The sequence below is a fragment of the Armatimonadota bacterium genome (genome assembly GCA_022563855.1).
Lineage (GTDB): Bacteria > Armatimonadota > Fimbriimonadia > Fimbriimonadales > Fimbriimonadaceae > JADFMN01.
The window spans coordinates 321518-348204 of the sequence record JADFMN010000003.1 but is presented as its reverse complement, the minus strand read 5'-3'; the positions used below and the strand labels follow the sequence as shown (position 1 = coordinate 348204).

The window sequence follows — 26687 nt, the reverse complement described above, 5'->3', positions numbered from 1 at the left end:
TCACCTGCCCTCCTGCGCTTCGGACGCGATTCGACCAAGATAGCTCTCCACTCGGGCGTCGATCATGCCCGCATCGCTCTCAATCCGACAGCCAAATCCAACGCTTCGATCGGAGACGACCTCAACGTTGCGAAGATGAGAAAACGCCGCCTTTATCTCGGTTAGCTGCGCTTCCAACGCGCTTGCATCCATCGGATTCACGCGGAGTCGAACCCTGGTGCCATCGGTGACCTCTTCCAGCACTTGTTTGACCAAGTCAACTACCCCTTCACGAGTTGTTTCTAGCTCTCGGCCGATCGCTCGCCTCGCGATCTCGATGGCGAGGTCGGCGAGCGTCTGTTCTGCGTGCTCGAACCACTCGGCTCGCTGCTGCTCGAATTGGGCCATCGCTTGCTCGACGCTTGCTGCGAACTTGGCCGAGTGCTCAGCGTTCGCCTTGTCGAAATCCGCTTTTCCGTGCCTTCTCGCGACGAGGTCACCTTCGATCTTGCCCTTTTCAACACCCTCGAAGAAGCCTATTCGGTATCCCTGTTCTCGCCCCTTCTCCCTCGCGGCATCCCGACCGCGAAGCACCTTCGGCTTGCTGTGCAGAGCGCGCTCGGCCAATTCGTCCGCCGGACCGAGGGCGTCAATGAAAGACGTCGCCTCGCTGCCGTCGCTAATGACCCTAGACAAGAACCTCTTCCTCTCCGCGACCGATCATGATTTCGCCGGCCTCTTCCAAGCGTCGGATCACGGCAACGACCTTCTGCTGAGCCTCCTCGACTACGCGCACTTTCATCGGGCCCATGTACTCCATGTCTTCCTTGAGCATGTCGGTCGCTCGCTCAGACATATTGGCGAATATCTTGTCCTGCACATCGCGCCCGGTGCCCTTCAGCGCTGTCGCCAGCTCCTTGACCTCCACCTCCTTCAGCACCGTTTGAACAGCGCGGTCTTCGAGCGTGACGATGTCCTCGAAGACGAACATCATGTTCTTGATCTCTTCGGCGAGCTCTGGATTCGATTCTGTCAAGGCCTCGAGAATCAGGCGCTCGGTGGATCGATCCACACGGTTCAGCAGGTCGACCAGCGACTTCGTGCCTCCGGCCTGCGTTAAATCCTGGCTGATGACGTTCGACACCTTCCTTTCAAATACGGATTCGACCTCTCGAATCACCTCAGGCGGGCACTGCTCCATTAAAGCGATGCGCTCGGCCACTTCTACTCGCAGGTCTGTCGGCAGTTTTGAAAGAATCAGGCTTGCCTGACTCATCGGCATATATGCCAGAACGAGCGCAATCGTTTGAGGGTGCTCGTGCTGAATGAACGTGAGCAGCTGCTGTGGATCTGCACGCTTCAAGAACTCGAACGGCACGACTTGCATCGCGTTCACGATTTTCTTGATCATGTGGTCAGCCTTCTCCTCGCCGAACGCTTTGTTCAACAGCTTCTTCGCTGCCTCGACTCCGCCCTCCGCAATGAAGTCCTGAGCCATTGCCAGCTCGTGAAACTCCTCGACGATAGCGTTTCGAGCATCGGAGCTCACTTTTTCGAGACGCGCCATCTCCAGCGACAGGGTCTCTATCTGATCTTCACTAAAATGCTTAATGAGCTCGGAAGCGAGATCCTGCCCTATGACGGCCAGCACGATCGCGGCTTTCTTCCGGCTGGGCATCCCGGTCGTTATCTTCCTCATCGCATATCCTCCATCATCCAGCCCTTAAGCAGCATCGCGACCGTCTCCGGCTTCGTCTTCGCCATGTGTTTGATTTGCTCGAGCGGAACGTCGACTTTCTGCTTGATAGCGAGCACTTCCGGATCGTCAGGCGCTTGCTCGATAATCCTCAGCGCTTCGGCGGTGTTCCCCGATTCGATCGCCTCGGTCAATTGCTGACCAGCCTCGATATCGCCCACGGGAGCGCCGCGCGCATCTTCTATCGGTCCCTGAGCGCCTGCCGTACTAGGACCAACGATCGAGGCCGGTCCCTGTCTACTGCCTACAGGAGCACTGGACATCGGAGATGCACCGCCAGCAGGAAGAGCCGCGTACACGACACGTTGCTTTTTCGCAAACTTGCCGATCGACCGCATGACCAAGAAACCAACGACGACCAGAGCGATAACGGGGATAATCGATATGATCTGTTGCCGCAACTCTGCCCCAGCGACAGTCGACATCGCTTTCTCGCTCGCTTTCATTGCTGCGGTATCAAATTCGATCGCGGTAACTGTAGATGCGAATCCTGGAGTACCTTTATTGGCACCAAGGAAGCTCTCAGCGATCGCTGTGACCGGCTTCATGTCTTCGATCGCGGTCGAGTTCGCCATGATCAGCACTGTCATTGCCGTGAGGCTGCCGGCAGCTCTGGTCGTCCTCGTGCGCTTCGTATCAGGCGCTAGAGGAGAACGTTGTGTGGTTTCTGACGAGTAATTTCCGGCCTCACTCGAGCCACCGGCTCCAGCATTCGCTGGTGCACCGATGTTGCTGGCGGCTCCAGCAGCTCCACCTGACGCGCCTGCTGCGCCAGCACCGACAACTGTCTCGCTCACGCGCCCAATCTCGACAGCCTCGTTCGCTGTGTACTCAACCTCGTCGATTTCGACCGTGTCCATCCCGATCTCTACTTGAACGGACACAATCGTGTTGCCGGGGCCGAACGCCTGATCAAGATCTGCCTGCAGTTTATGCTCCAGCCTCGCACTTCGAGCGGCCTCAACTTCGATCTTCTTTACCGCGAGGCTTTCGGCCGAGTTTGATTCGAACCCATCGTACAGGACTTGCCCATAGCTGGTGATGACGGATACGCTCTCAGGGGTCATCCCCTCGACCGAGTTTTGGACGATTCGCGCTATCGCCTTCCCCTGGTTGCGCGTCAACGCACCCTGCGAAGCCTCAATAATGGTCACAGATGCTTTCGCCGGCTTTTTCGCATTGGCAAAAGGCGAGTTGTCGCCGAGGCTGATGTGAACAATCGCCGACTTGACGCCGTTCATCGAGGAGATCGTCTTGGATAGATTCGCTTCGGTCATCGCCTTGAGCTGGGCGCTCTCGACTTCCTTGGTCGTGAACACTCCCATTTCTCCAGCCCCTATGCCTGAAGAAGGTCCTGTACCGATCCCCTCCTCGGCCAGCACTAATTGAGCGCGGCCAACATCCTTTTGCGGTACTCGGATGTTGCCGCGAGCATCGTAGTCAACGGCAATCCCAGCTGCAGTCAAGGCGTTCACGATCGCGGACTTTTCAGCGAGATCCGCACCACCGCCTATCGCTTGCATCTTTGGTCGCGAGGCGACTATCGCCGTCAGCACGACCAATACGACGAGCGCTCCGAGACCAAACATGGTAACGAATCGCTGTGTGCGATCCGCTACTGCCCACCAGTCTTTAACTTTATCCGCTGTTCCCATGACAAATCACAGTGCCAGAGAAACCCGCCGAACCGATCCGATTGCTACACTTGCATGCGGCTGATCTCTTGGTACGCCTCAAGAAGCTTGTTGCGCACCTGGAGCGTCAGCTCCATCGCAGTACCAGCGCGCTCCATCGAAATCATCAGTTCGTGGAGTTCCACCTGTTGACCCGACATAAAGGCGTCTTTCATGTTCCCTGCTTCCGTTTGAGCAGCGTTGACCTCCTTGATGACGTCCATCAACATCTTGCCGAAGCCCTCGGACTTCTCTTGTTCAAGATTCGGAGCCTGCTTGGCAAGCTCTTTCAGTGCTGGGTTAACTGCGTCGATTCTCATCCTTCAAAAACCTTGTTATTGCCCGATCGTCAGCGCGGCCCGCAACATCCCCTTTGCGGACTTGAACGCGGCGACGTTTGCCTCGTATGCGCGAGTCGCTCCGATCATGTCGATCATTTCGTACACCGGATTGACGTTGCTGTAGAAAACGTACCCATCCGCGTCAGCAAGCGGATTGCCGGGTTCCTGCACCATGCGAAGCGGGGACGCGTCCTGCAAGATCCGCTCAATGGTCACACCGAACTCGTTTCCGCTCAAGATCACCATCTGCCGGCGATACGCATCTTGGTCCGCCGTGCGCATTGAGTTCGCGTTCGCGATGTTGCTCGAGATGACGTCCATGCGAAACCGCTCAGCGGTCATGCCCGTTGAACTGATCCGCATCGCGTTGGAAAGTGTCATTATCTGCCACCTCGGATCACGTTGCGAAGCGACGAGAAGTAGCCGCGGGCCAGCTGAGCGAGGGTCTGGTACCGAAGCTCGGTCTCAGCCAGCGCGTACACCTCCCTTTCGAGGTCGACGCTGTTGCCATCTATGCGGATGGCCGCTTGGTCGGTGTGGATCGGCGAACCGGGCAAGTGGCCGGCCCGCAGTTGAGAGCTTTCAGCCTTCTCAAGTTCGATGGCGAAGTCGACGTCGCGGCGCTTGTACCCTGGCGTATTGATGTTGGCAAGATTCGCTGACAGCAAAGACTGCCGCAGCGTCGCGCGATCCATTGCTCGCTCAAGGTTCCGCGTACTCGGTCCAAAAAGATTGTTCAGTATTTGCACGGTCGGGAGTACCTTCCTTCCGCGCTTCCGTTCGCAATTTCCGAGCTCAATCCTTGATCTCGCAGGCTTAAGCGCAACCGCTGTTGGCCCGACTGTTTCTTCGGTAGAACTGGCGTATTCCTTAGGTCCAAACCCGGAAAATTTACCGGGTGGCGGCTAGGCTCTGTTCTATACTTCACACATGGATTCGGACGCCCTGCACAAACAGGTCGTTGAGAACTACTCCGCGCACATCAACCCGTACCTGGCTAGGCTCATGAGCTTCGCCGGGTTCGGAGTCGAAACGCGCGGCGAAGGCTGCTACCTGTACGATCAGGACGGAACTCGGTATCTGGACTGCCTCGGCGGTTACGGTGTCTTCAGCCTTGGCCACCGCCATCCGCGAGTCATTGAGGCAGTCCGTTCTCAGCTCGAAACCCTCCCTCTGAGCGGCAAGACCTTCTTCAACGAGCAGCAGGGCGAGCTGGCTGCGAAACTCGCCGAAATATCACCGGCAGGCCTTGATTTCAGCTTCTTCAGCAACAGTGGAACGGAGGCGGTCGAGGCGGCGCTGAAGTTCGCGAAGGCGACGACCGGCAGGTCGCAGGTCGTCAGCACGTTCGGGGGATACCACGGCAAGACGATCGGCGCGTTGGCGACCACGGGCCGGGAGTCGTATCGCACTGTGTTCGAGCCGCTGATGCCGGACGTCGTGTTCATTCCGTTCGGGGATCCTGCCGCTGCGTCGGTGGCGATAGGACCCGACACGGCCTGCATGATCATCGAATCCGTCCAAGGCGAGGGCGGTATCTACGTCCCTGAAGCCGGTTATCTCAACGAGCTCAAGGCCCTGTGCCAAGAATCGGGCGCGCTGCTTGTACTCGACGAAGTTCAGACCGCGCTAGGTCGAACTGGCAAGATGTTCGGCTGCAATCACGATGGAGTCGAGCCGGATATCATCACCATGGCAAAGGCGCTCGGCGGCGGCGTCATGCCGATCGGCGCGACGCTGTTCACCGCCGCCATCTGCGAAGCGGTGTTTAGCGAAAACCCGTTGCGGCACACATCTACGTTCGGCGGGAATCCGCTCGCGTGCGCTGCTGCCATTGCGACGATTCAGGTGGTCGAGGAGGAGGGGCTTTGCGAGAACTCAATTCTGATGGGCAACAGGCTGCGCGACGGTCTAAAAGACGCTGCCGCTGGAAACGATTTGATCGCCGAGGTTCGAGGCGCCGGCTTGATGATTGGCGTCGAGTTCGCCATGGATGAAGTCGGGGAGTTGGCAATAGCGCAGTTCGTCAAGCGCGGCCTCATCGCAGCGTACACCTTGAACAACAAGCGCGTCATACGGTTCGAGCCGCCACTGATCATCACAGAAGATCAAGTCGACGATGCGATCAGAATCTTTGGCGAAGGCTTGCAAGAAACGAGCGACTTGGTCGCTGCGGTGTCGTGAGTTTCTTGGGGCGTCGTCCGCTTCGCTATCGACCGCTGCGCCGTCGCCTGATGGTCTCCAAATAGAGGACGGCTAAGCGACGACTAGGCGACGCCGAAGGCAGGCGACGACCAGGCGACGCATTCGATATTAGAACCACTGCCACTCGCGAACTGTTTCCCCTCGTTGGATTCTTGCCGCGATCATGTATGCGTCGACCGCTGCAACGGCGACTATCGCGAGGGGACTCACAGGGATCAAAAACCAGCTTGCTACAAGGCCGGCCAGAATTGCAAAGCCCTTTTTGATCTGCCTGTTGTACATCTGACCTCCGCCAGCCAGGCAGAAAACGCTCAGCAGCACGGCGACGACCGGGCTGTGGTGTGAAGCTAGCGCAGAAGATCTTGGATAGGGAGTCTGCGTCGAACTCGTGTACGGGTTGCTTTGGCCGGCCGGGCTCGCCGGAAAAGCAGCCGGCTGGTTGACCTGGGGTGGCGCACCCGCAGGCTGCTGTCCACCGACGCCGGGCCGATTCCACAGCCTATAGTGGTGCTGGAGCTCCGGAAGGTCGGCGGCGAGAACCCGTACGTTGGTGCCTTGCTCCACCAGTACCGTTTGGGCCAAGATTCGCCCCTCGCGAGCCCACTGGTCAAGCACGGTGATGTCTGCCGGTCCGTAATACTGACCGTCCTCCGCTAGTACGAGGTAGGTTTTCCAGCCCATGTCCTGCAACGTTCCTACGGTATTCGACACCGCGACGATTCGACTGCTCAGCAGTTTTATCGTCGAGGGCAGGAGCCGTTTGCCCCAGGCGACTTGGAAGTGAAGCCCGGGCTTGCCGTGCGATAATGACTCCAAACGTGATCGCCATCCCAGAGCAAGAGTACGCCCGCCCAGACGGATTCCCGCTACGCTACGATTTCTTCCGTCCGAACAGCCAAGACGAACTTCCAGTCGTGATCTTCGTGCACGGAGGAGGATGGATCAGCGGCGATCGCCAGATGTACCGAGACGAGGCGATCTGGTTGGCAAACGTTGGCTATGCGTGCGCGCTCTTCGACTACAGGCTCGCCCCGCTAAGCCCGTTTCCAGCCGCCGTGCAGGACGCTCAGAGTTTCGTGAGATTCATCCGAAATCATTCGTCTGAGCTCGGGGTTGTTCCCGACAAAGTGATCGCATTCGGCAACAGCGCCGGCGGGCACTTGGCCGCGATGCTCGGCCTCTTCCATGAAACGTTCGGCGCTCCAAATGACCCAAAGGAGCACTTGGTCAACGGCGTGATCGCCCTGAGCGCGATCACAGACATCCGCAAACCGTCCGAGAGCCAGTTCGACATATCGTTATCGTTCGTAGAACAGTTTATGGGCGGTCCTTTGAAAGGACGAGAGGATCTGTACGCATCGGCAAGCCCGGTGGCACACGTGAATGACGACGCGTGCCCGTTCCTGATCGTGCACGGCAGCGAAGACGACATCGTGCCTCCTTCGCAATCGTCAAATCTCCACGCCGCGCTTTTATTAGCTGGCGGCGAATCTCGCCTTATTCAGCTAGAAGGAGAGGAGCACAGCTACTCGCCAACCGGCTGGCAGGCGATCCGCGACGCCTACCTGGCATTTCTGGGCTCCACCGTAGGCGCTCCGCCAAAGTAATATAGCAGTCGTGCAGGTTGACTTACGCAGCGACACCGTCACTAAGCCCACGAAGGAGATGTACGACGCTATGGCCAGCGCGCCTCTTGGCGACGACGTGCTGGGCGACGAACCGACTGTTCAAAAGCTCGAGGAGCTGGCGGCCGACAAGATGGGCAAGGAGTCGTCGGTATTCGTTCCGAGCGGCACCATGGCCAATCAGATCGCGCTTGCAACGCACACGAATCGCGGTGACAGCGTTCTCATTGAAGATCAAGCGCACATGCTGTTCTACGAGGCCGCCGGTCCGGCCGTGATCGCAGGCGTTCTGCCGCGGTCGATGTACGCTAAGGAAGGCGTCGTTCCGCCGGACGAGATTCGCGCGAGGTGCCTTCACCACGACGAACACACTCCGGGAACGACGCTCGTGTGCTTCGAGAACACCCACAACCGACACGGGGGCGCGGTCACCGACGTTGAACACCATCGCAACTATCGAGAGATCTGCGACGAGCTTGGGCTGAAGATTCATCTTGATGGAGCAAGAGTATTCAACGCGTCCGTTGCGCTAGGAGTAGACGTTCGGGAGATTACCAAGCACGTTGATACCGTCAGCTTCTGCCTCAGCAAGGGGCTGAGCTCCCCGGTTGGATCGCTGCTGTGCGGTTCAAAAGATTTCATCGCCGAGGCAAGGCTCTGGAGAAAGAGATTGGGCGGCGGTATGCGGCAGGCCGGGATCCTCGCGGCGTGCGGAATCGTGTCGCTGAACGCGATGGTCGATCGGCTCGCAGAGGACCACGCCAGATGTGCGCGGCTTCATGATGGTTGCGCCGAGGTTGACGGCCTCAAGCCCCGGCCCTCGATGACGAACATCCTGATCGTAGACACTGCCGCGCTCGCCGGCGATTGGCAAGATCGTCTGAATCACGAAGGAGTCCTATGCTTCTCGGCCGGGGTGAACAGCTTGAGATTCGTCACGCATCGAGGAGTCGACGACGACGGGATTTCGTTCGCCTTGGAGACAATCGAGCGGCTAGCGGGCGACTTCTGCTAGGCCGGCGTCGACGAGCAGCGTCCGCTGTAATTTGTCGTATGCGATCTGCGCGAGCAGCTCCAGATTAACGACGTCCTCTCTGTTATAATCGACGAGCAGTTTGAGAGAGCTGTCCCGTCCGCTCTGATACTCGTTCCACAGCCGGATCGCATCACGTCCTGTCAGGCCGTCCGTTTCTCCTGATCGCGCTATGCCCAACTGCCTTTCGATCTTCTTCAGCCCGCCGCGATACCCTACGCGCTTCAGCGTATAGCAGAGGTCAATGTGGATTTGATCGAACGGGACGTCGGGAAACGCCTTCCTCAACAGTGGGATATCGAACCCTGCGCCAAAAAACGTAACGATCATGGAGTAGCGAGAAATGACGTCGGGAAACGAGTCGAGGTCTTCGCCGCGAACGAGGCACTGAAAGTCTGCGCCGTCGTACAAGCCGACCATCGTGATGGCGTCGCCGCCCATCCCGCCGTCTGTCTCTATATCAAGATAAACGCAGCGATTCCTGAACGACGGCCACGCGCGCCAACTCTCCTTCGTTCCGAGCGCCCTTGAAAAGAACTCAAAGTCGCCAGCCTCTAGACTGTCGGCGCTCTTTTGAACAGACCTCGTGAAATAAGCTGTTGCTGTTCCGCCGGTAGAGTACGAACTGGGCGAATCAAGGTAGTCGTGCCAAGTGCGGCAGCCTTGCTGCCAAAGCGCTCGCTCGGTGTGCCCGCCGACCCCCGGAATGTGGCAGAAGGTGCACTCTAGCACCTAGCCAGACCCGTCGCCACTGCCCCGGTCTTTCGGAACGACGTTGCTGCCAAACTGCCTCTGAGGCAAGTGAATCTCTCTGATCTGGGTCATCCACGACTGCTTGGAGACAGGATCGTCGAACCAGTAGTTTCCGGTCTCGAGATTCCGGTCAAACTCTCCAACCATGCGCGCGATTCCGCGACCGTACCAAACCGCTTCCATGTCACCGCCAAACCATTGGACCGCCCGCCACTTGCCATCGATGACGATACTTCCCGTCCCATGGAAAACAACCCTGTCCAAATCGTCGAACTCCTTGCGAACGCCTTCGCTGACGGTGGCTTTCCCGTCGAGCTTGCTGATCAGAACGGTGCCCGTGAACGAAAACTCGAGCCGACCTGCGTCCGGATTGCCACGGTCGTCGGTCGCCGGGATGATCTTAAAGCTGCCCAGGTTGCTCTGCATGTGCATCGTGCCGTACTCCTCGCTATCGGGGAGCGAGCCTCTTTGCTCAGGCGTGGCGCGTTGGCCTACGGCCACGGTAAACAGGCCGACGGCCAGAAGGGTTATTCGCAGGGCTGGGAGGGCTCTTTTCAACTCAAGTCTCCGTAAAATCGAATTGTATCCGATTCTCTCACATGCAAGCGGAACGTTGCTCCTTAGCAGAACAAATTCCGTGCCAAGATCGTTCCTGCACCGCCCGTCCCGAAAATCCCGCAGATACTAGTCAGAAAAGGCGTAGAATAACCTCGAGCCTGATGAAAATTGGCACTTGGATCGCCCTAGCCCTAAGCGCGCTTGGCCTGTGCGCCGTGGTGTTCTCCTTCGTCAAGAACTCGAGCCCGTACGTCACCATCGCCCAGGCCAGGCAAATGAACGGGAATAACCTGCACCTCGCGGGCGACCTGGACAAGAGTTCGCTCGATATCAGGAGCGGCAGCCAGGTCATCACTTTCCGCTTGACGGACGATGACGGAGCGACGATCGACGTGCTGTACAGGGGTCCTGCGCCGTCGAACATGGGCGAGGCAGACCGCGTGGTCGCGATCGGCAGCCTAAAGGGCGATCAGTTCGAGGCGCACAAGCTTCTACTCAAGTGTCCGTCCAAGTATGAGGGCGAACAGGGCAGCCCGTGAACCCGGAAATCCCAGAACTTCCTCCGTCGCCTGAAGCCTGGTCGATGGCGGTTGGCATCATCGGTCGCGCTTCGATCTTTATCGCGCTGGCTTGCCTGCTCGCCGCCGCCCTGCTCTGGGTGCTGAAGCCTTGGTATGCCAGCGATAGCAAGTGGCCGGCTCGGCTGTTCGTTGCAGGGTGTTTGAGCTTTCTGGCGGCGTTCGGCTCGCTCATGGTCCTTTTCATCGCGGACCAGTTCCAATACCTTTACATCTACAACCACTCGGCGATCGACCACGAGCTGAAGTACAAGATCGCCGCCGTCTGGTCCGGGCAGGAAGGATCCTTTCTTCTCTGGGCGACAACGAGTTCCATTCTCGGCGTACTGGCAATCCGAGGCACTGGGAAGTACCAACGGTGGTTCGGCGTTACGTTCGCCGGCATTTTGGCCGTGCTGGCAGCAATCATCGCGTTCGAGTCGCCGTTCAACTTACTGGACTTTGGGAACATCGTCGGATTAGACGGCAAGGTCTTCGTGCCTTTTGACGGCAGGGGGCTTGTACCGTCGCTGCTGAACTACTGGGTGGTGATACATCCGCCGACGATCTTTTTCGGCTTTTCGTGCCTGACGGTCCTGTTCGCCTGGTCGATCGCCGCGCTCGCGCATCGGAACCTCACATCCTGGATACCAGGAGTCCGATCCTGGGCGCTCGCTTGCCTGGGGATCTTGGGCGTCGGACTGTGCATGGGCGGCTTCTGGGCGTATGAGACGCTGGGCTGGGGCGGATTCTGGATGTGGGATCCCGTCGAGAACACGAGCCTCGTCCCGTGGATCGCGGTCATCGTCCTGATACATGGTTTCTTCGTGCAGACATCGCGCGGCAAGTGGATGTTCGCCAATGTAATCTTCGCCGCGCTTCCGTTCCTTCTGTTCTGCTACGGCACGTTCATGACGCGATCAGGGTTCTTGGGCGACACGAGCGTCCACAGCTTCGCACAAATGGACAGCAGTGCTCTCAACCTGTTGATCGCGCTGCTCATCCTGAGCATTGTCGGCTTTGCGACCATCCTTGCAATCAACTACAAGCCGATTCGCGCTGCGGGCAAACCGCGCAGGGAGATGGACGCCGAACCGCTGAACCGCGAGACTTTGTACGGCGCGGGAACTTGGATTCTGCTCTTCTTCGCCCTGATCATAGCGCTGGGCATGAGCTGGCCGTTGGTGCTTTCGCTGACGGGTGAGACGCCAAGGATCGTCGACGAAGGGCTTTACCACGACGTGCTCGCGTGGTTCTTCGTGCCGCTGATGATCGCGATGGCGGTTGCCCCGTATCTCACCTGGCGCGGGTTAGGAGTATGGCCTCTGCTCGGCAAACTTCTGAACGCTCTCGCGGTTTCCATCGGGGTCGTCGGGTGCATTCTGCTATGGATGAAACTCGGAGACTTCCACTCCCCAGCAGCTGATTCCGAGATCGCATTCGATATGCTAGGTATCAGTGCGCCGCTCGTTTCGTGGATTCTGTTCTTGGGCTGGCTTTGTATCTTTACCGCAATATCTGCGGCGTGGCGAATCGCTGAGCTGTGGAAGAACGCCCGGCCTTCGATCGGCGGGATGATCGCGCACATCGGGGTGGCGCTACTGATATTCGGCCTCGTGTTCTCTCGCGGCTTCGAGCAGCAAGAGACTGTGATCTTGACGGCGTTCGAGCCAGAGGAAACGTTCGGTTACACGCTGAACCTAGTCGGACCGACGAAGCAACTAGACCATCGCGACAACAAGATTGAGATCAGTGCAGAGCGAAGCAACTCGCAGTTTACGGCCTGGCCCGGCCTGTACTACAAGGTGCATGAGGGCGAGCACGACGGTGTGCCGGACGCCATCGTCTGGCCGCACATCCAGCGAATGCCGCTTTACGATCTGTATTTCACCATCCAGCCGCTGACCTTTGTCGCAACCGACCCGATCTCCTTCGAACTGGGGCAAGAGAAGCTGTTCCAAAGTCGTTTCCTGTTCAAATACTTGGGCCATGATGTAGTAGGCGAGTTTCCAAATACCGTCTTTTTCGCTAGATTCGAAATATCGGATGCTCTTGCTGAATTCGATGGAGTGATCGAACTGATCATTGTAATGGAGGACGGGGTATCGCAGCAGATACGCGCCAAGCTCAGCGATAACTACTGGGTGTACCTCGATGCCCTCAACGTTGAAACAAAGGACGCGACGATACATCTGGAGTTCACGGAGGCGGCGTATCCATTGCTCGTGTTCTTCAAGCCCATGACCATGTTCGTCTGGCTCGGCGTCGCTGTCATGCTGATAGGCGGATTCATGGCTGCGTTCTACCGCCGCAATCGTCAGGTGGACGAGGAGACGCCGGTTGCGAAATAGCTCTCGCAACGCAGAATCCAAGGATGACCTAGGACAGATGCTCGAGGATTCGGGGGCTGTACTGAAGGGGCACTTCCTGCTGTCGTCCGGCAGGCACAGCGACGTGTATTTTGAGAAGTTTCGGATCCTCACTCAACCCAAAGTTCTTTCTGCGCTGTGTGCGGAAATCGCCCAAGAGTTTTCTAATGCGAGCATTGAATTTGTCGCTGGTCCGACGACGGGAGGCATCATCATCGCTTTCGAAGTTGCGCGCCAAATGGACCTGCCTGCGATCTACGTGGAGGATGTGAACGGCACTAAGACCTTGCGCCGCGGCCAGTCCATACCGTCGGGTGCCAAGGTGCTGGTCGTAGACGACGTGCTCACCACCGGGCTTTCAGTCAGAGAGACAATTGCCGCAGTTGAGCAAGCCGGGGGTACCGTCGTGGGCGTTGGCGTGTTGATCGACCGCTCTCAAAACCCGGCCGACTTCGGCGCCCTCTTTCACGCCGCCTACAGCGTAGACGCAGAGTCCTGGGCACCCGACGAAGTGCCGGAGTGGCTGGCGAAGATCCCGATCACCAAACCCGGGACGAGAAAGTCTTGACCAGCAGTCACTTTCCCTCAGGGACGATAATCTTCAGCGCCTTCCTGTGAACCTTGAACGTCACCGGCAGCGTGCCAGCAACGTCGCCATCGATGTGGAACGGCAGTGGCGTGTCTGAGTTCAGCGTCACCTCGGAACATCGTTCGGTGCTGATCTTCGGATGCGACAGGTGCCTACCGCCAAAAATCCTCTTCATGAGTCCGAGCAGTTCGAGCATTCGAATGTCAGCCCCCCAAACCAGGTCCAACGCTCCATCGTCGATCTCTGCCTGCGGCGCGATCATCATGCCGCTGCCGTAGTACTTTGCAACAGCGATCGCCATGAGAAACATCTTGTCCAGAGGGCGCTCTTCCCCGTCGATCGTTGCGATGACATCCGCGCCCCGATAACCGAAAAACGTGCCGAGAACAGCCGCCAAGTACCGCGGTGTCGGACCGAGTCGCGCCAGCAGCCCACGCGCCACCTTGACGCGTCTTGCAACTTCGGCGTCGAACCCCACGCCGGCAACGTTGATGAAGTACCTGTGCCCAACCGCCTCGCCCACGTCCGTCTCAGACACTCGCCCGTTGGTCGCGACCTCCCAGGCCTTGACCGGATCGATAGGAATGCCGACAGTTCTGATCCAGTCGTTGCCCGTACCAGCCGGAACGACCGCGAGCGCCGTGTCTGTTCCAAACAGCCCGTTCATCACCTCGTTGATCGTGCCGTCACCTCCGACCGCGACGACACGGTCGTACCCCGCCAGCGCGGCCTCTTTCGCCAGTTCCGTACCGTGCCCCTGCTTCTCGGTCGTGCAGACGTCGACGTTCTCGCCCAGAGTGCACGCTTCACTGACTTCGGCCCACACTTTTCGCGCGGCCCCTCGCCCACAGGTCGGGTTCAAAATTGCTCTGCACCGAGTCACGGCTGGATTCTACAAGACCCAGCGGTGCATCCTGTTATTCGCCACCCCCGTGATTCTCTGCGTGGGACGCCCGTTTGGGCACGGAGGAGTCAATGCAGAGCATTCCATTTTGTGACTTGATCGCGTCGCCGTTAGGATTTGGCGCAGGTGTTATTGGGTACATCCTGTTGGGCATCATCATAACCGGGATCGCCGCGAAAGTCGGTGAAAGAGACGCCTAGAGCCCGATGAGTCCAGCGGCTGCGGAGCCACCGAAGATCGCGAATAGAACGATCGGCCACTTATACTCATGGTCGAACTCGAACAGCGCGTAATAAAGCCAGTAGAGTCCGCAAATTAGACCGACGATCCCCTTCCAAATCTCGTCTTTGAACATTTCGACTAGGACTATTATCCAGCACACAAATGACGCGAGTCCAACGACGACACCCAATATAGTCTTGATTATTTCCACAACGATTCCTCCTGTGCCTCGGTTCAGTTTCAGATCGTGGCCCGATTCTGACCGGTGCCGGAACGATACCCAGCACGGGTATGATTCGTCTATGGCGGAAGAGATCGGCGAAGGTCGAATCTTAGTGACGATTTCCGAACTCGGGAATCCAGTGCGCAAAGGGCGATACCAAGTCGAGGGTGTTGGTACGGTGTTCTTCGACGACGCCGATCTTCACTACGCGGAGTCGGTGTCCGACGCCGCGTTCTACGTCAAACGCGCCAAGGCCCTGGGCCCTGACGCGTTTGTCGTTGTCAGCCGGGTGCACTCCGCCTAGGCTGCCGAGTGCTTGGCGAGGCGGGTGAACGTCTCTTTGTCGACCGCCCTGGTCATCGCTTCTTCGTAGCTCACTGTCGCCTGTCGGACTAGGTCCGCCAGAGCCTTGTCCATCGTGACCATGCCGACCTTGGACGATGTTTCTATGACCGAGTACATTTGGTGCGTCTTCCCCTCTCGTATGAGGTTCTTCACTGCCGAGACGCCGATCATCACTTCAAGAGCTACCACACGTCCACCACCGAGCTTGGGGAGCAGCTGCTGTGAAATCACCGCCTCAATCGTGTTCGCGAGAAGCAAGCGAATCTGAGCCTGCTGACCGGCAGGGAACACGTCGATGATCCTGTCGATCGTTGCCGGAGCGTTCCGCGTGTGCAACGTGCCGAATACCAAGTGTCCGGTCTCAGCCAACGTCAACGCCGCCTCGATCGTTTCAAGATCCCGCAGCTCGCCGACTAGAATGATATCCGGGTCTTCTCGCAAGACGGCACGAAGCGATCCCTGAAACGACAGCGTGTCACTGTGCATTTCGCGCTGGTTCACCATGCAGCTCTTATGTTTGTGCAAGTACTCGATCGGATCTTCGATCGTGAGTATGTGACCGTGAAGGGTCTCGTTGATATCGTCGATCATTGCCGCGATCGTCGTCGTCTTGCCAGACCCGGTCGGTCCAGTCACGAGAATCAAGCCGGACGTTCTCTTGCAGACGTCTCGAACGATCGGAGGCAGACGCAGCTCATCGTACGTCGGTATTCGGTTGGGGATAATTCTAAGTGCTCCGGCGACCGAGTTGCGCTGCATATAAACGTTGAAGCGAAACCGCGCTACGGACTTGACGGTGTGACCGAAGTCGAGTTCGTGCACTTGTTCGAATTTCTGTAGGTTGTCGTCGGACAGCGTCTCATAAATCAGTCGCTTCGCTTCTTCGTCGCCAAGTTTCTGAAACGGCAGCGGAAGCACCTCGCCATCCAATCGCATCATAGGTGGCAGGCCGGAGGTGATGTGGACGTCGCTCGCCTTCCGCTCAACAGCCATGGTCAAGATCTCATCGAGGTGCACATCCTTGATCGGTTTGACGTCCTCTGCGATCCTCTCGTAGTTCGGCTCCTGGATTTCGCTCTCGACGAGGTATTTCTTCGTTGAGACATCCGGGGTCACAAGATCCTGCGAAATCGCTGCCGGCATGTATTGGTCGTCGGCGTTGTCTATTTCCCTGAGCAGCTGTTGCACGTTCTGCTCCGGTAGGGGAAAGTCGCCGTCCGCCTCATCAATCGGTGGCGGCTGAGTCGTCTCGCCAGCACCGTCGGATTCTCTTGTCACGTCGTTCCAATTGAAGTCATCTGCCATTGCCATTCTCCGTTCTAAAAACTCATGTGCGCCTCAGCGGCGACTGCTGCCGTGGACTCGTCGATCAGCAGTGTTAATCGTTCCTTGTTCAATCCCAAGATCGAGACTGCCCACTCAGGGATAGAGTCCGTGTCCCAGTCCTTGAGGCCCTTGCCCGCGATCACCATGTACGCGACCTTGTTCGAAACTGAGACCATTGCCTTCAGGTCACAGTACGGATCGTCGTTCGCAGGTTCGTCGATGTAGCTCACCCCCTCGATCAAGACTTCAGGGAATCGCCAGCGCGTTGCTGCCGTTTGACAGACCTCGACGTGATCGCACTTGAACACTGCCTGCTCGGCGTCGCGATCCACTGCGCCCTTCTCCGCCAGGGCTTCAACCTTCGAGTACTCATCGCTGTCATATCGATCCAATAGCGTCTTGCCCAGAAGGTGTAACAACGCGCATGTGTAAGCCTGGTCAGCCGATCCCTTGCCCAGCTTCTCGGCCAAGAACCGGCAGCACACCGCAGTATCGAGCGAGTGACGCCACCATGCTCTGCGCCGCATCGATCCCTTATCGGTCTTGCCGACAAACATGTCGAACACGCCAATGGTCATCGATAGCTGCCGCACAGCCTTATAGCCGAGGAACGCAACGGCCTCGCGGATCGACGTCACCTTTCGAGGAAGCGCGTAATACGCGGAGTTTGCCTGCGCCAATATTCGCGCTGAGAAACCCGGATCGACGACGATCTCTTGCTCCAACATCCGCGAAGACGAATCGACGCTGCTGGTCATCTCCATGATCTTGAACACGACCTGCGGCAACACAGCGACCTCTTTGGTTCTCAATAGTATTGAGTCAACCGGAGACAGGGCCGTGTCCTCCTTCGGTTTCTGTTCATCCGAGGGAATCGGCGGCAATCGGTTTAGACGTTCACCAGACATCAGCTCGCTCCTATGAGTAGATCACCCTCAGTACCTCATCGACCGACGTAACGCCCATCAGTATCTTCTGGACAGCATCTGCTTGCAGGCTCTTCATGCCGTTTTGGATCGCCATCTTTCGGATTTCGTGCGTCGGCGCTTTGTGCAGAATCTGGTCGCGGATTTCATCGGACAGCACGAGCAACTCGTGCACGCCGGTTCGACCTTTATAACCCGATCCCCGGCACTTGTCACAGCCAGCGCCCTTGAACAGCTTCAACTCTCCCTTTGTCTCGGCGCCAACCTCTTCGGGCAGTGGGAATCCGTAGCGCAGCAAGCTCTCACGGCTCGCGGTATAGCTCTCCTTGCAGTGCGGGCAAATCACGCGAACGAGCCGCTGCGCCAACACACCTATCAACGAGGATGCGACCAGGAACGGCTCAACATCCATGTCTGCCAGCCTGCTGGGCGCCGACGAAGCATCGTTCGTGTGAAGCGTGCTGAAGACGAGGTGGCCGGTCAGCGCTGCCTCCATCGCGATCGTCGCGGTCTCGCGGTCGCGCATTTCGCCGACCATGATGACGTCCGGATCTTGGCGCAACATTGCCCGCAAACCTGCTTGGAAAGTCATCCCTGCCTTCACGTTGACGCTGGTCTGGTTGATACTGTCCAGTTCGTATTCGACGGGATCCTCGATCGTGAGGATGTTCTTCAGCCCATCGTTCGTTTGGTTGATCAGCGAGTAAAGCGTCGTCGTCTTTCCCGATCCAGTCGGGCCGGTGACCAGAACGATTCCGTATGTGCGCTGCGCCATGTCCTCGAGGATTTTGAGGTTGTGGCTCAAGAAGCCCAGATTCGTAAGCCCAACGTTGATCGATTCTTTGTCCAACACGCGCATAACGATCTTCTCGCCGTACACAACAGGCAGAGTCGAGACGCGGAAATCGTACGGCTTACCGTTGATCGTTGCGCTAATGCGATTGTCCTGTGGTGAGCGCTTCTCTGCGATGTCCATGTTGGCAACGATCTTGAATCGCGACGCCAGCGGCGCAGCCACTTTCCTTGGCAGCTTCATTCCGTCCATCATGATCCCGTCGATTCGGTACCGGATCAGAACTCCGTTCTTCCTTGGCTCGATGTGGATGTCGCTGGCCTTGTCGGCGATCGCTTGGTTGATAATCAGATTCGCGAGGCGGACTATCGGGGCGTCTTCGCCGAGCTCTCGCAACTCCTCTTCCGACAAGTCGTCTTCGTCGTCAGCGCGGGCGTCTGCCTGAACGTCAAAGTCCCCATCGAAATCGCGCATGACGCCATCGATCGCCTCGCCGATGTTCGTGTCAAATTTGTAGTGCTCTGCCAACGCCGCTACGATGTCGGCTTCGACCGCGATGAGAGGCTCGATTTCGTGGCCCGTGTTCATCCGCAGTTCGTCTATGACGAACACGTCGAGAGGATTCGCCATAGCGACGACCAACTTGTCGTCCTTCACTTCTAAGGGCAGCGCTTTGAACCGCTTTGCGAACTGTGGGGTAAGAAGGCTGATCGCTTCTTCGTTGGCAGAAAGATCGCGGACTTCGACGAACGGCACACCCCATACGTTGCCCAAGCACCGAACGCGATCGCGCTCGGAGACGAGGCCCATTTCAACCATGACATGGGCTATCGGGTTGTCACCGCCCATCTCCAACTGCTTTTGAAGTGCCAGCTGGAGCTGTTCAGGCGTGATCAGCCCTTCCTCTACAAATACATCCCCGGTCAGCATGCCCGGTTCATTTGTTCCATATCAGCCGGTGTAAGCACCCCGGCAAATATGACAGTCCACGATACAGATCACCGGCGCATGCGGTAGGTACAATGCAACCTGCCCTGCCCAGGTGGCGGAATTGGTAGACGCGCTAGTTTCAGGTACTAGTTTTCGCAAGAGAGTGAAGGTTCGAGTCCTTTCCTGGGCACCAGGGCGCTCCCGACGGCCAGGCGTCCCCTTCGTCAGCTACGCGATCTCCGACTCAGCACAGCATGAACCGCTTAGTAGTACCGCACTCGCTTTCCGTTCACAACGCGTAACTGACGATGGAATTTCAGCGCCTCGGTCGGCGTATCGTACCGATCCTCGATATAGCGGACTGCGGCGACAGTTTGCAGCAAGGGGTCGGGCGTCTTTTCGACGCTCGTGTACTGCCACGTTGAATCGAGGAACTGATACAGCCCGTAGGCTGTCGAGGTCTGATTCTGGTCGTTCGCATCGTAGCGCGACTCCCGCCAACAGATCAGCACCATCGCGTCGATCTGCTCTTCGCCCCAGTCCAAGCCCTCGATCTCGATCGCCTGTCTGCACAACCGCTCGACCATCGGCTTGCCCACGAGCTGCTCGTCCGCCGCACGCTTGAGCGCGAGCCTAAGCCGAGACCTCTGAATTTCGAAATGCGACCTGTCTTCGACGAGTTGCGCTTCCAGTCTGTTCAACTGGCCCTGCCACGCCCACTGGCCAACTGACACAAGTACCAGCACGAGGAAGTAGGCTGCCCACCTTGTGCGCAAGCTGGCGCACCTAGCCCACGACTGAACTTCGGAGGCTATCCGGCCCAAGTTACGCAGCACCGTTGGTTGAGGCATTTCGTAGTGGTCAAGCACGATCCGATCCATTTAAGCGATCAGGCCTCAGTCAGGTATTCGCCTTGAACCTAGTTAAGTGGGGACGCTGTTTCTTGCCAAGACCCGCAAAACTACGCGGCCTAATCTGCGTCGCGCTCTTTCGGCGCTCCCTGCCTTTTACGCACGTAGATGTAGCCCGCCAGGAGCAATAGACCGCCAAGCACGATCAGAACCAGCACGCGAATGATCTCGTCGAGTTTCGCGAGATCGACAAAGAACACCTTAGCGATCGTGACTCCGAACATGACGAGGCTGGTGATCCGGAGGTTTTTGAAGTCGAAACGGAACCCGAGGTACAGGACAAGTGCGGCATAGATCGACCAGGAAACCGTCAGCGCGGCCTGCTCCGCCATTCCGATCGCGGGCAGAATCAGAACGACGTTGATCATGCGGGCGAAGACGAACCAGCCGACGATCGATGTCAGCACGGCGGCCTTCTGCAGCTCGTCCGTGTTCCTGCCGAGGCTAAGAGAACCGAGGACGAGGGCTGCGCTCTGCAGGCCGGTGACGATCAGCTGGTCGCCCAGCCCCATCTGCAGCGAGCCTTCGAACCGGTAGTTCAAATAGAACGCGACAGACAGCAACGTGATCGCGTAGGAGACGCCGGCGAGCGCCAGTTGCTTAGGCCTGTTGGACACGAGCGCGAGCACGATCGCGTAGATCGCCCAAGAGCTGACAAGCGCGGTCTGCTCGTCCATGCCGACGGCCGGGAGTGTGAGAACTAGGAAGAACGCCCTTGCGAGCACGAACAGCCCGAGCACCGACGCCCCGACCCAGGCGATCTGTCTGCCAACAGCTTCGCGCCCGGCACCGAAGGCGGACATGACAATGGCGCCGCTCATCAGAAGAGTGAGGAAGAGCTGAATGCCTGCACCGCTGATGCCCTGGTTCCCAACGATCTCAACCCAGTAGTAGAGCGTCCCGATCAGGATTGCCACTGATCCGACTATCGCGTGGCCCGGCCATTTGACGACCATTGACAGCACCCCCAGGACAATGGCGTAGGTCGCGATCGCTGTTGCAACCGCTGGCGCATCGGCCAGGCCGAGGGCCTCAGGTCCGAGCATGAGATAGATGGCCGGCACAACGACGAATCCGCCGATGACCGCAGCGACGACCGACGACGCTTGCCGCTCCTTGTCGTCGCTTCCGGCCCCTATCGCCGACAGGACGAGAGCTGCGGTCAGGACGAGCAGGAGAGAAATCTCGCGCCCCGTGCTGACATCGCTCCCGACGTTCGCGATCGACAGCCAGTAGATGGCGGCCGCAAATCCGCCAAAGATCAGGCCAAGTATCCCCAGCCCGGACCATTTGGCGCGGATGGCGACGATCGCAAGGACGACAACGTAGACCGACTGCCCGAGCACGACCGCATACGCTGGCTCCGCGGCGGCCGAAATGTACGCTGCGCGCGTGAGGATCAGATAGAACACGGCTGCGGCAGCGGTCACCGCGGTCGCCATGTTCTCTTCCAGCTTGCCCGCGACGTACGCGACGTTCACAAAGCCAAGAGCAATCGCGCCCAACATCGTCATCTCTACCACCGTCTCAAGCGGCCCTGCAGCCATCGCTATGACGTAGGCCGTGATCGTTAAAACGACGTACGAGGCGCTGAAGATCGCACCGATCCTCTCGAGGCCCTGCTTGCGCGCCATGACAAAGGCCGTCGTCAAGAGCCCGAGCGCTGCGTACGTCAGACACGCTGGGTACGCGGCGAAGGCCATCGGTGCGACCACGGTCGCAGTCCCGATCCCCGTGTACACAAGGATCGAAGAGTGTGGCCGTTTCCGGATGTACCAACCTAGCGCGAGCAGCGAGAGCGACCACAGGACGACGCCGACAGAGTGCGGAACGGGCAGAATCTCCTTGCCGAAGGTCAACGTCGCCAACGAAGTCAAGCCCCCGGCGATCAGGAAGAACCAACCCTTTTCGTCGAAACTGTTTGAAATGAAACGCAGAGCGTACGCGGCGATTGGAAGGAACGAAAACCCACATAAGATCAAGATTGCCGTCGCGGCCGACATAGCATCAGCCTGGATCGCTTGTTGAGTAACGACGATGACGAAGATGCTGGAGACCAGCCACAGCCCGGCGAGCGCTTTGAACCATTGCCGGTAGGCGGCGAGAAACGTCGCCGCCAGCACGATGATGCCCGCCAGCAAAAGGCTAGAGGAGTAGTCGCTCCGGTCCATCGGCATTCCAGCCGCAACTAGGCCACCGATGTAGCCGATCATCCAGAACGACTTCGAAGAGCGCCACCAACTGAATGCGAAGTTGGCGAGGCTGAGCAGGACGAACAGGACGACGAGAACCTCTGCGCTTATGATGTCCTTGTAAACGTGCGCGCCTGCGAAGCTCAGATAGAGGCCGCACGATCCGCCACCGACGAGCACCTGCCCAAAGTCCTCGCGCTCGTTCAGCTTCCAGATACCGATGCCGATCAGGCCGCCACAGATCGCAAGTTCGCCGATGAACTGCACTGTGAAGTTTATCCACCCCTGCTGGATGCCCATCGCGACTAGATAGAAGATGGCGAGCAGGACGATCACGATCCCGACGCGCGGGAGAACCTTGCTGCCGAAGACGAACTCTTGGTCCTCGCGCTTCTCTGCTGGCTCAGGTTCCTTGGGCGGCGCTGGCTTGTCGGTAGAAGGCTCGGTACGAATGGGCCGCGGCTGCCTCTGCTCGTAAGACCTGAACACCCTTTGCGGCTGTGCCGGCTTGTGGATGACGGGAGGCGGGGCAACGCGCTCGGCCGGTCGGCTCTCCAGGCGGTCTAGCCTCTCCTCGATTCTCTTGAGCCGTTCTAGGACTTCGTCCAGAGTCTCGTCGTCCACCGCGTCCTCCTGTCCCGTCCATTGTACGTCAATCGCGCATTCTGGGTTCTGGCCGCCGCCGTTCTACCGGCAGGTAACCTCTGAGCCCATGAGCGTCGAACTCCTGCAACGACTGACTGAAGCGCCAGGCACCCCGCAACCTTAGTTTGCGCCTATCGCTTTCTTGAACCATTCAAGGAAAGCGTCGTACTGCGTCATGTCTACAACGTCTTCGACCGGCCAAGTCGTAAGACACGCGTGCCTGGATCGGTAAATCCCGATTCTGCTCAGCCGATGGTCGCAGGCGGCATTGCCGAGTCCTCCGATTTCGCAAAGCAAAACGTAGCACAATAATTGGTAAATTTCCGTTGCCTGGATACCAGCCCTCTTCGTCGTCTTCACCTCTACAAGAAGGTCGTCCAGAATAATATCCGCGTCCGCACCTTCAATTAGATTGGACGCCATGCCAAACGTCGGATTAAGGTACACCCGTTCGAAGCCCTTGAACTGACGAAGGTCGATCACCTCGGCAAGCGCCAGTAATTCCTTTACGATCACCGGATCGGATTTACCGACGAGTTCCGTGTACCTACCGGTTCGAAACACGACGTCTAGTCTCCCGAGCAGGACGCTAAGTTCGCAGAGGCGAGGCGTGAGGCCTGCTCCATTCGAGTACTGTCGGAATTCGATCAATGCCTCATCAATTGTCGCCTTAGCTTTCCTCGCGTCCTTGTCATTTAGATAATGCAGCGCTCCTTCCGCCTCCCAGCGTCGATCAACCGCTGTCGTCGGATACAGGCGTTTGACGGTGTACCGCATCAAGTAGTCGAACGCAGTGCCGGTCAGCGAGGCTTGGCTTTTGTCAAGCGTTGAGGGCACAAGAATGGAAGCGTCCGGCACTCTGGGAACTGTAACGAATTCCTTGAATCGTGCTACGACCTCCTTATCACGAAGAAAGGTAGTGACGCTCATGGCAGATTATTGTACCGCGATGGAAAGTGCGCCCGAGCACCGCACTCGTAAGGCAGAGAGTACCGGGAGGGCGAGCGTCCTCGCGAGCCGCGCGGGTGCTCACGGGCTATCGCGCCGTTCGCTGCTCTCGATGTACTTGCCTGCGCCATCGCCAGCGCACTGTATCTCCCAAAGCACCAACACAGGGTAAAACCGCCAGCCATGAGCGTCGAACTTTTGCAACGACTGACCGAAGCGCACGGTGTGCCCGGACAAGAGAGCGCGATACGCGAGATCGTGCGCGAAGAGCTCGACGGGATTTGCGAGATCAGCGTCGACTACCTCGGCAGCATGATCTGCCTAAAGCGCGCGACAAAACCGCCGAAGGGCGGCGCGAAGAAGCTGATGATCGCCGCGCACATGGACGAGATCGGCTTCGTCGTGCGCTACATCTCCGACAAAGGATTCCTGCGGATTCATACGCTCGGCGGCTGGGACCCGCGCATGATGGCGGCGCAGCGGGTGTTCGTGCACACCGCCGGCGGTGCGTTGAACGGGGTGCTGATGCCCGGTGTGAAACCGAAGCACCTCCTGACTCCCGCAGAGGCGAACAAGGCGCTGACGACGAACGACTACTTCGTTGACGTCGGCCTCTCGGCGGCGCAGGCAAAGCGGAAGGTGAAGCTCGGCGACATGGTGACGATGAACCGCACGTTCCAGCAGATGGGCGACCTCTACACGTGCAAGGCGATGGACGACCGGTGCGCCCTTTACGTGATGATCGAGGCGATGAAAAAGGTAAAGGCGCATTCGGTCGACGTGTACGCCGTAGCGACAGTGCAGGAGGAGATCGGCCTTCGCGGCGCGACGGCGGCGGGGTCCGGCATCGCGCCAGACATTTGCGTTGCGATCGATATTACGCTCGCCAACGACATCCCGGGCATCCCCGAAGACATGGCGATCACGCGCCTCGGACACGGCACCGCGATCAAGTTCATGGACTCGTCGCTGATCTGCCACCCGAAGCTGTTCGACCACTTCGTCTCCTTGGCAGAGAAACACAAGATTCCTTTCCAGATCGAGGTCTTGCCGATGGGCGGAACAGACGCGGGCGGCGTGCAGCGCCAGCACGGCGGCATCCCTTCGTTCACCCTGTCCATTCCAACGCGGTACGTACACACGGTCAACGAGACGATCCACAAGAAGGACCTGAAGGCGTCGGTCGACCTAATCTCGAAGTACATTGCCGACGCGCACAATGGGAAGTATGGGTACGCGCGGTAGTGCAGAGTGCAGAGTCGTGCGACTAGTCCCCTCAACCGTCATCCTGAGCGGATCGAAGGAGCGCGGTTGAGGGGACGGCTCTCCCCGCTGGGGCGTAGCACCATAGTTGAGTGCGGAGCGCAGAGTGCCGAGTGCAGAGTGATGAGTGCCGAATAGGGTCGAGGGGGGAGCATTTCGGGACTAGCTATCGTCGGTCGCCAGCTAGTCCCTCTCCCCTTGTGGGAGAGGTTAGGTGAGGGGTTCAACAGGAGAAGTCCTTTCCTTCCATCCCTCCACACTCGCAGTGTGGAGGGTTATGCTTGCACGTATGGGTGAATGTTTGAACCCTCAACACTGCGAGTGTTGAGGGATGTAATAGTTCGCCCTGAGGTTACAGCTGGTCGCTACGAAAGCGGCGATGAATCGCCGCACTCCCAAACGTGCGCAAACGAACTACCCCTCATGATCCCAATCGTCGATCCGGAACTCCTGGAACTCGACGCTGTAGCCACTCGGGTCCCAGGTGAAAAAGTGGTAGATGCCGTACGCCTCGCTCCAGCGGGGTCCGCCGTCGGTCTTCAACCCGTGCGACTGGATCCGCTCGTACCAGCCATCGACGTCGCCGGTCTGGATCGAGATCGTAACCCGCCGCGCCTCCGGCATCGGCTTGTCGCTGGAGCAAATAGCGACAAACGCGCCAGGAGACATACGATAAATCCTGCAATGCGCCTTCGCCAGCGCGAGGTCTAATCCAAGAACCTCCTCATAGAATCGGTGCGTCTCTTCCGGTCTGTCCGTCGTCAGAAACGTTATGAGCTGTCGGATCTCAGGTGTGCTCTGCGCGCTCATGAGGACGAATCTACCAGACCCGACGATGGCCGAGACAAAAGGTACAATAAAGTCATGATGATCTGTGAAAAGGTTGCCAAGATGTTGCACGAACAGGTTGGCCACGAGCTTGGTGCGTCGCACGAATACCTGGCCACCGCAGTGTTCTTCGGCGAGCTTGGACTTGACGGTTGGGCCGCGGAGTTCTACCGCCAGTCGGACGAGGAACGGGTGCACGCGATGAAGATCATCCATTTCCTTGTTGAAGTTGACGTGCGATTTACGATGCCGGCGATCCCCGTAGCAAAGCCGAGCGACATCGCATCACCGCTGGACGCCTGTCAGAAGGCGCTGAAGTGGGAGCGCAGGGTGACCGAACAGTTCCAAGCGATGGCGCAAGTTGCCACCGCAGAAGGCGATCACGTCAGCGGCCAGTTCCTGCAGTGGTTCCTGAACGAGCAGGTCGAAGAGGAGAACACGATGGATCGATACGTCAAGATCCTCGAGAGCGGCCTCAACCCGTTCCAGGCCGAGCCGCTGCTCGGCGACCCGCACGCCGACGACGCTGGGTAAGCCGCGCCGGTGGAAAATCCGAAAAGATAGCGGCGAAACGGCGCTCAACAACGTTCTATAATCTGCATGCCGCTGGCGGTCGCGCACAAACTGCGCGGCTGCGACGGGGGAAGTCCGGTGAGATTCCGGCACTGTGCCGCAACGGTGATGGCCAAACCTGGCCCAAGTCCGAAAACCCGCTCCAGCGACAGCGAATGGTCACCTACGAGCATAGGTGGAGCGTCAGCAGGAACCGCCTGCAACCTCCAATCTTCTCGTC

At 58.4% G+C, this 26687-nt stretch carries 27 protein-coding genes, 1 tRNA gene and 1 riboswitch; of the genes, 10 read left to right on the top strand and 18 right to left on the bottom strand.

Going from position 1 to position 26687, the window contains the following annotated elements; all coding sequences use genetic code 11:
- The 6 genes from IH944_05865 to flgB form a co-directional block, all read right to left on the bottom strand.
- Window positions 1–675: a hypothetical protein gene (locus IH944_05865; GenBank protein MCH7904079.1), complete on the bottom strand. Its 675-nt coding sequence runs from the start codon at window positions 673–675 to the stop codon at window positions 1–3.
- Window positions 668–1678, bottom strand: a complete 1011-nt coding sequence (gene fliG / locus IH944_05860; GenBank protein MCH7904078.1) for a flagellar motor switch protein FliG — start codon at window positions 1676–1678, stop codon at window positions 668–670. Before fliG ends, IH944_05865 begins: the two co-directional genes overlap by 8 nt.
- On the bottom strand, window positions 1675–3324 hold the full coding sequence (locus IH944_05855; protein ID MCH7904077.1) for a hypothetical protein: 1650 nt from the start codon (window positions 3322–3324) through the stop codon (window positions 1675–1677). The genes fliG and IH944_05855 overlap by 4 nt, the downstream gene beginning before the upstream one ends.
- A 110-nt stretch (window positions 3325–3434) precedes the next feature.
- Entirely contained in the window at window positions 3435–3728 is a 294-nt protein-coding gene (gene fliE / locus IH944_05850) for a flagellar hook-basal body complex protein FliE (protein ID MCH7904076.1), read from the bottom strand.
- Between the two features lie 15 nt (window positions 3729–3743).
- A complete protein-coding gene (gene flgC / locus IH944_05845) occupies window positions 3744–4130 on the bottom strand; it encodes a flagellar basal body rod protein FlgC (GenBank protein ID MCH7904075.1) in 387 nt (128 codons plus the stop codon).
- Window positions 4130–4444: a flagellar basal body rod protein FlgB gene (gene flgB / locus IH944_05840; GenBank protein MCH7904074.1), complete on the bottom strand. Its 315-nt coding sequence runs from the start codon at window positions 4442–4444 to the stop codon at window positions 4130–4132. The genes flgC and flgB overlap by 1 nt, the downstream gene beginning before the upstream one ends.
- Before the next feature lie 235 nt (window positions 4445–4679).
- Between flgB and IH944_05835 the strand changes: the two genes are divergently transcribed.
- Window positions 4680–5933: an aspartate aminotransferase family protein gene (locus IH944_05835; GenBank protein MCH7904073.1), complete on the top strand. Its 1254-nt coding sequence runs from the start codon at window positions 4680–4682 to the stop codon at window positions 5931–5933.
- A gap of 129 nt (window positions 5934–6062) precedes the next feature.
- Here the strand turns inward: IH944_05835 and IH944_05830 are convergent, their stop codons facing one another.
- Window positions 6063–6665 carry a hypothetical protein gene (locus tag IH944_05830; GenBank protein ID MCH7904072.1) on the bottom strand — a complete coding sequence of 201 codons (603 nt, stop codon included), beginning with the start codon at window positions 6663–6665 and terminating at the stop codon, window positions 6063–6065.
- 107 nt (window positions 6666–6772) lie between these two features.
- Here IH944_05830 and IH944_05825 point away from each other — a divergent pair, with 107 nt between their 5' ends.
- Both IH944_05825 and IH944_05820 read left to right on the top strand, forming a co-directional pair.
- Window positions 6773–7561, top strand: a complete 789-nt coding sequence (locus IH944_05825) for an alpha/beta hydrolase (GenBank protein ID MCH7904071.1) — start codon at window positions 6773–6775, stop codon at window positions 7559–7561.
- Between the two features lies 1 nt (window position 7562).
- Window positions 7563–8594, top strand: coding sequence for an aminotransferase class I/II-fold pyridoxal phosphate-dependent enzyme (locus IH944_05820; GenBank protein ID MCH7904070.1), 1032 nt, complete (start codon window positions 7563–7565; stop codon window positions 8592–8594).
- Here the strand turns inward: IH944_05820 and IH944_05815 are convergent.
- Window positions 8574–9344: a ribonuclease H-like domain-containing protein gene (locus IH944_05815; GenBank protein ID MCH7904069.1), complete on the bottom strand. Its 771-nt coding sequence runs from the start codon at window positions 9342–9344 to the stop codon at window positions 8574–8576. The two genes, IH944_05820 and IH944_05815, sit on opposite strands and share 21 nt — an antisense overlap.
- Window positions 9345–9923: a hypothetical protein gene (locus IH944_05810; protein ID MCH7904068.1), complete on the bottom strand. Its 579-nt coding sequence runs from the start codon at window positions 9921–9923 to the stop codon at window positions 9345–9347. It lies immediately after the preceding gene.
- A gap of 161 nt (window positions 9924–10084) precedes the next feature.
- Between IH944_05810 and IH944_05805 the strand changes: the two genes are divergently transcribed.
- From IH944_05805 to IH944_05795, 3 genes are read left to right on the top strand one after another with little or no spacing between them, the layout of a single operon-like run.
- Window positions 10085–10462: a cytochrome c maturation protein CcmE gene (locus IH944_05805; GenBank protein MCH7904067.1), complete on the top strand. Its 378-nt coding sequence runs from the start codon at window positions 10085–10087 to the stop codon at window positions 10460–10462.
- 44 nt (window positions 10463–10506) lie between these two features.
- A complete protein-coding gene (ccsA, locus tag IH944_05800) occupies window positions 10507–12831 on the top strand; it encodes a cytochrome c biogenesis protein CcsA (protein MCH7904066.1) in 2325 nt (774 codons plus the stop codon).
- A gap of 37 nt (window positions 12832–12868) precedes the next feature.
- On the top strand, window positions 12869–13417 hold the full coding sequence (locus IH944_05795) for an orotate phosphoribosyltransferase (GenBank protein MCH7904065.1): 549 nt from the start codon (window positions 12869–12871) through the stop codon (window positions 13415–13417).
- Window positions 13418–13424: 7 nt separating this feature from the next.
- On the opposite strand, the gene IH944_05790 is transcribed toward IH944_05795, so the two are convergent.
- Window positions 13425–14321, bottom strand: coding sequence for a diacylglycerol kinase family lipid kinase (locus IH944_05790; protein ID MCH7904064.1), 897 nt, complete (start codon window positions 14319–14321; stop codon window positions 13425–13427).
- Between the two features lie 217 nt (window positions 14322–14538).
- Window positions 14539–14775 carry a hypothetical protein gene (locus IH944_05785; GenBank protein ID MCH7904063.1) on the bottom strand — a complete coding sequence of 79 codons (237 nt, stop codon included), beginning with the start codon at window positions 14773–14775 and terminating at the stop codon, window positions 14539–14541.
- Window positions 14776–14866: 91 nt separating this feature from the next.
- Here IH944_05785 and IH944_05780 point away from each other — a divergent pair, with 91 nt between their 5' ends.
- Window positions 14867–15091, top strand: a complete 225-nt coding sequence (locus IH944_05780) for a hypothetical protein (protein ID MCH7904062.1) — start codon at window positions 14867–14869, stop codon at window positions 15089–15091.
- Here IH944_05780 and IH944_05775 read toward each other — a convergent pair.
- The 3 genes from IH944_05775 to IH944_05765 form a co-directional block, all read right to left on the bottom strand.
- Window positions 15088–16149, bottom strand: coding sequence for a type IV pilus twitching motility protein PilT (locus IH944_05775; protein MCH7904061.1), 1062 nt, complete (start codon window positions 16147–16149; stop codon window positions 15088–15090). The two genes, IH944_05780 and IH944_05775, sit on opposite strands and share 4 nt — an antisense overlap.
- A 302-nt stretch (window positions 16150–16451) precedes the next feature.
- Window positions 16452–17270, bottom strand: a complete 819-nt coding sequence (locus IH944_05770; GenBank protein ID MCH7904060.1) for an HDOD domain-containing protein — start codon at window positions 17268–17270, stop codon at window positions 16452–16454.
- A gap of 106 nt (window positions 17271–17376) precedes the next feature.
- Window positions 17377–19107 carry a type II/IV secretion system protein gene (locus tag IH944_05765; protein ID MCH7904059.1) on the bottom strand — a complete coding sequence of 577 codons (1731 nt, stop codon included), beginning with the start codon at window positions 19105–19107 and terminating at the stop codon, window positions 17377–17379.
- Window positions 19108–19213: 106 nt separating this feature from the next.
- Between IH944_05765 and IH944_05760 the strand changes: the two genes are divergently transcribed.
- Window positions 19214–19300 (top strand) — tRNA-Leu (locus IH944_05760).
- A gap of 70 nt (window positions 19301–19370) precedes the next feature.
- On the opposite strand, the gene IH944_05755 is transcribed toward IH944_05760, so the two are convergent.
- The 3 genes from IH944_05755 to IH944_05745 all read right to left on the bottom strand — a co-directional run bounded on the left by IH944_05755 (window position 19371) and on the right by IH944_05745 (window position 23785).
- Complete coding sequence (locus IH944_05755; GenBank protein ID MCH7904058.1) at window positions 19371–19883, bottom strand: transglycosylase SLT domain-containing protein; 513 nt, start codon at window positions 19881–19883, stop codon at window positions 19371–19373.
- A 194-nt stretch (window positions 19884–20077) separates the two neighbouring features.
- Complete coding sequence (locus tag IH944_05750) at window positions 20078–22834, bottom strand: DUF2339 domain-containing protein (GenBank protein ID MCH7904057.1); 2757 nt, start codon at window positions 22832–22834, stop codon at window positions 20078–20080.
- A gap of 141 nt (window positions 22835–22975) precedes the next feature.
- Complete coding sequence (locus tag IH944_05745; protein ID MCH7904056.1) at window positions 22976–23785, bottom strand: hypothetical protein; 810 nt, start codon at window positions 23783–23785, stop codon at window positions 22976–22978.
- A 201-nt stretch (window positions 23786–23986) separates the two neighbouring features.
- Between IH944_05745 and IH944_05740 the strand changes: the two genes are divergently transcribed.
- Window positions 23987–25048, top strand: a complete 1062-nt coding sequence (locus IH944_05740) for a M42 family metallopeptidase (GenBank protein MCH7904055.1) — start codon at window positions 23987–23989, stop codon at window positions 25046–25048.
- 432 nt (window positions 25049–25480) lie between these two features.
- Here the strand turns inward: IH944_05740 and IH944_05735 are convergent, their stop codons facing one another.
- A complete protein-coding gene (locus IH944_05735; GenBank protein MCH7904054.1) occupies window positions 25481–25876 on the bottom strand; it encodes a VOC family protein in 396 nt (131 codons plus the stop codon).
- Between the two features lie 81 nt (window positions 25877–25957).
- Here IH944_05735 and IH944_05730 point away from each other — a divergent pair, with 81 nt between their 5' ends.
- On the top strand, window positions 25958–26428 hold the full coding sequence (locus IH944_05730) for a ferritin (GenBank protein MCH7904053.1): 471 nt from the start codon (window positions 25958–25960) through the stop codon (window positions 26426–26428).
- Window positions 26429–26487: 59 nt separating this feature from the next.
- Window positions 26488–26627, top strand: a riboswitch (cobalamin riboswitch).
- Window positions 26628–26687: the final 60 nt, after the last annotated feature.

What these genes read in the sequence shown, in the direction of transcription:
- fliG (MCH7904078.1), bottom strand. Translation starts at nt 1,678, where the DNA reads ATGAGGAAGATAACGACCGGGATGCCCAGCCGGAAGAAAGCCGCGATC.
- IH944_05855 (MCH7904077.1), bottom strand. Translation starts at nt 3,324, where the DNA reads ATGTTTGGTCTCGGAGCGCTCGTCGTATTGGTCGTGCTGACGGCGATA.
- fliE (MCH7904076.1), bottom strand. Translation starts at nt 3,728, where the DNA reads ATGAGAATCGACGCAGTTAACCCAGCACTGAAAGAGCTTGCCAAGCAG.
- flgC (MCH7904075.1), bottom strand. Translation starts at nt 4,130, where the DNA reads ATGACACTTTCCAACGCGATGCGGATCAGTTCAACGGGCATGACCGCT.
- flgB (MCH7904074.1), bottom strand. Translation starts at nt 4,444, where the DNA reads ATGGATCGCGCGACGCTGCGGCAGTCTTTGCTGTCAGCGAATCTTGCC.
- IH944_05835 (MCH7904073.1), top strand. Translation starts at nt 4,680, where the DNA reads ATGGATTCGGACGCCCTGCACAAACAGGTCGTTGAGAACTACTCCGCG.
- IH944_05805 (MCH7904067.1), top strand. Translation starts at nt 10,085, where the DNA reads ATGAAAATTGGCACTTGGATCGCCCTAGCCCTAAGCGCGCTTGGCCTG.
- ccsA (MCH7904066.1), top strand. Translation starts at nt 10,507, where the DNA reads ATGGCGGTTGGCATCATCGGTCGCGCTTCGATCTTTATCGCGCTGGCT.
- IH944_05795 (MCH7904065.1), top strand. Translation starts at nt 12,869, where the DNA reads ATGCTCGAGGATTCGGGGGCTGTACTGAAGGGGCACTTCCTGCTGTCG.
- IH944_05780 (MCH7904062.1), top strand. Translation starts at nt 14,867, where the DNA reads ATGGCGGAAGAGATCGGCGAAGGTCGAATCTTAGTGACGATTTCCGAA.
- IH944_05765 (MCH7904059.1), bottom strand. Translation starts at nt 19,107, where the DNA reads ATGCTGACCGGGGATGTATTTGTAGAGGAAGGGCTGATCACGCCTGAA.
- IH944_05745 (MCH7904056.1), bottom strand. Translation starts at nt 23,785, where the DNA reads ATGAGCGTCACTACCTTTCTTCGTGATAAGGAGGTCGTAGCACGATTC.
- IH944_05740 (MCH7904055.1), top strand. Translation starts at nt 23,987, where the DNA reads ATGAGCGTCGAACTTTTGCAACGACTGACCGAAGCGCACGGTGTGCCC.
- IH944_05735 (MCH7904054.1), bottom strand. Translation starts at nt 25,876, where the DNA reads ATGAGCGCGCAGAGCACACCTGAGATCCGACAGCTCATAACGTTTCTG.
- IH944_05730 (MCH7904053.1), top strand. Translation starts at nt 25,958, where the DNA reads ATGTTGCACGAACAGGTTGGCCACGAGCTTGGTGCGTCGCACGAATAC.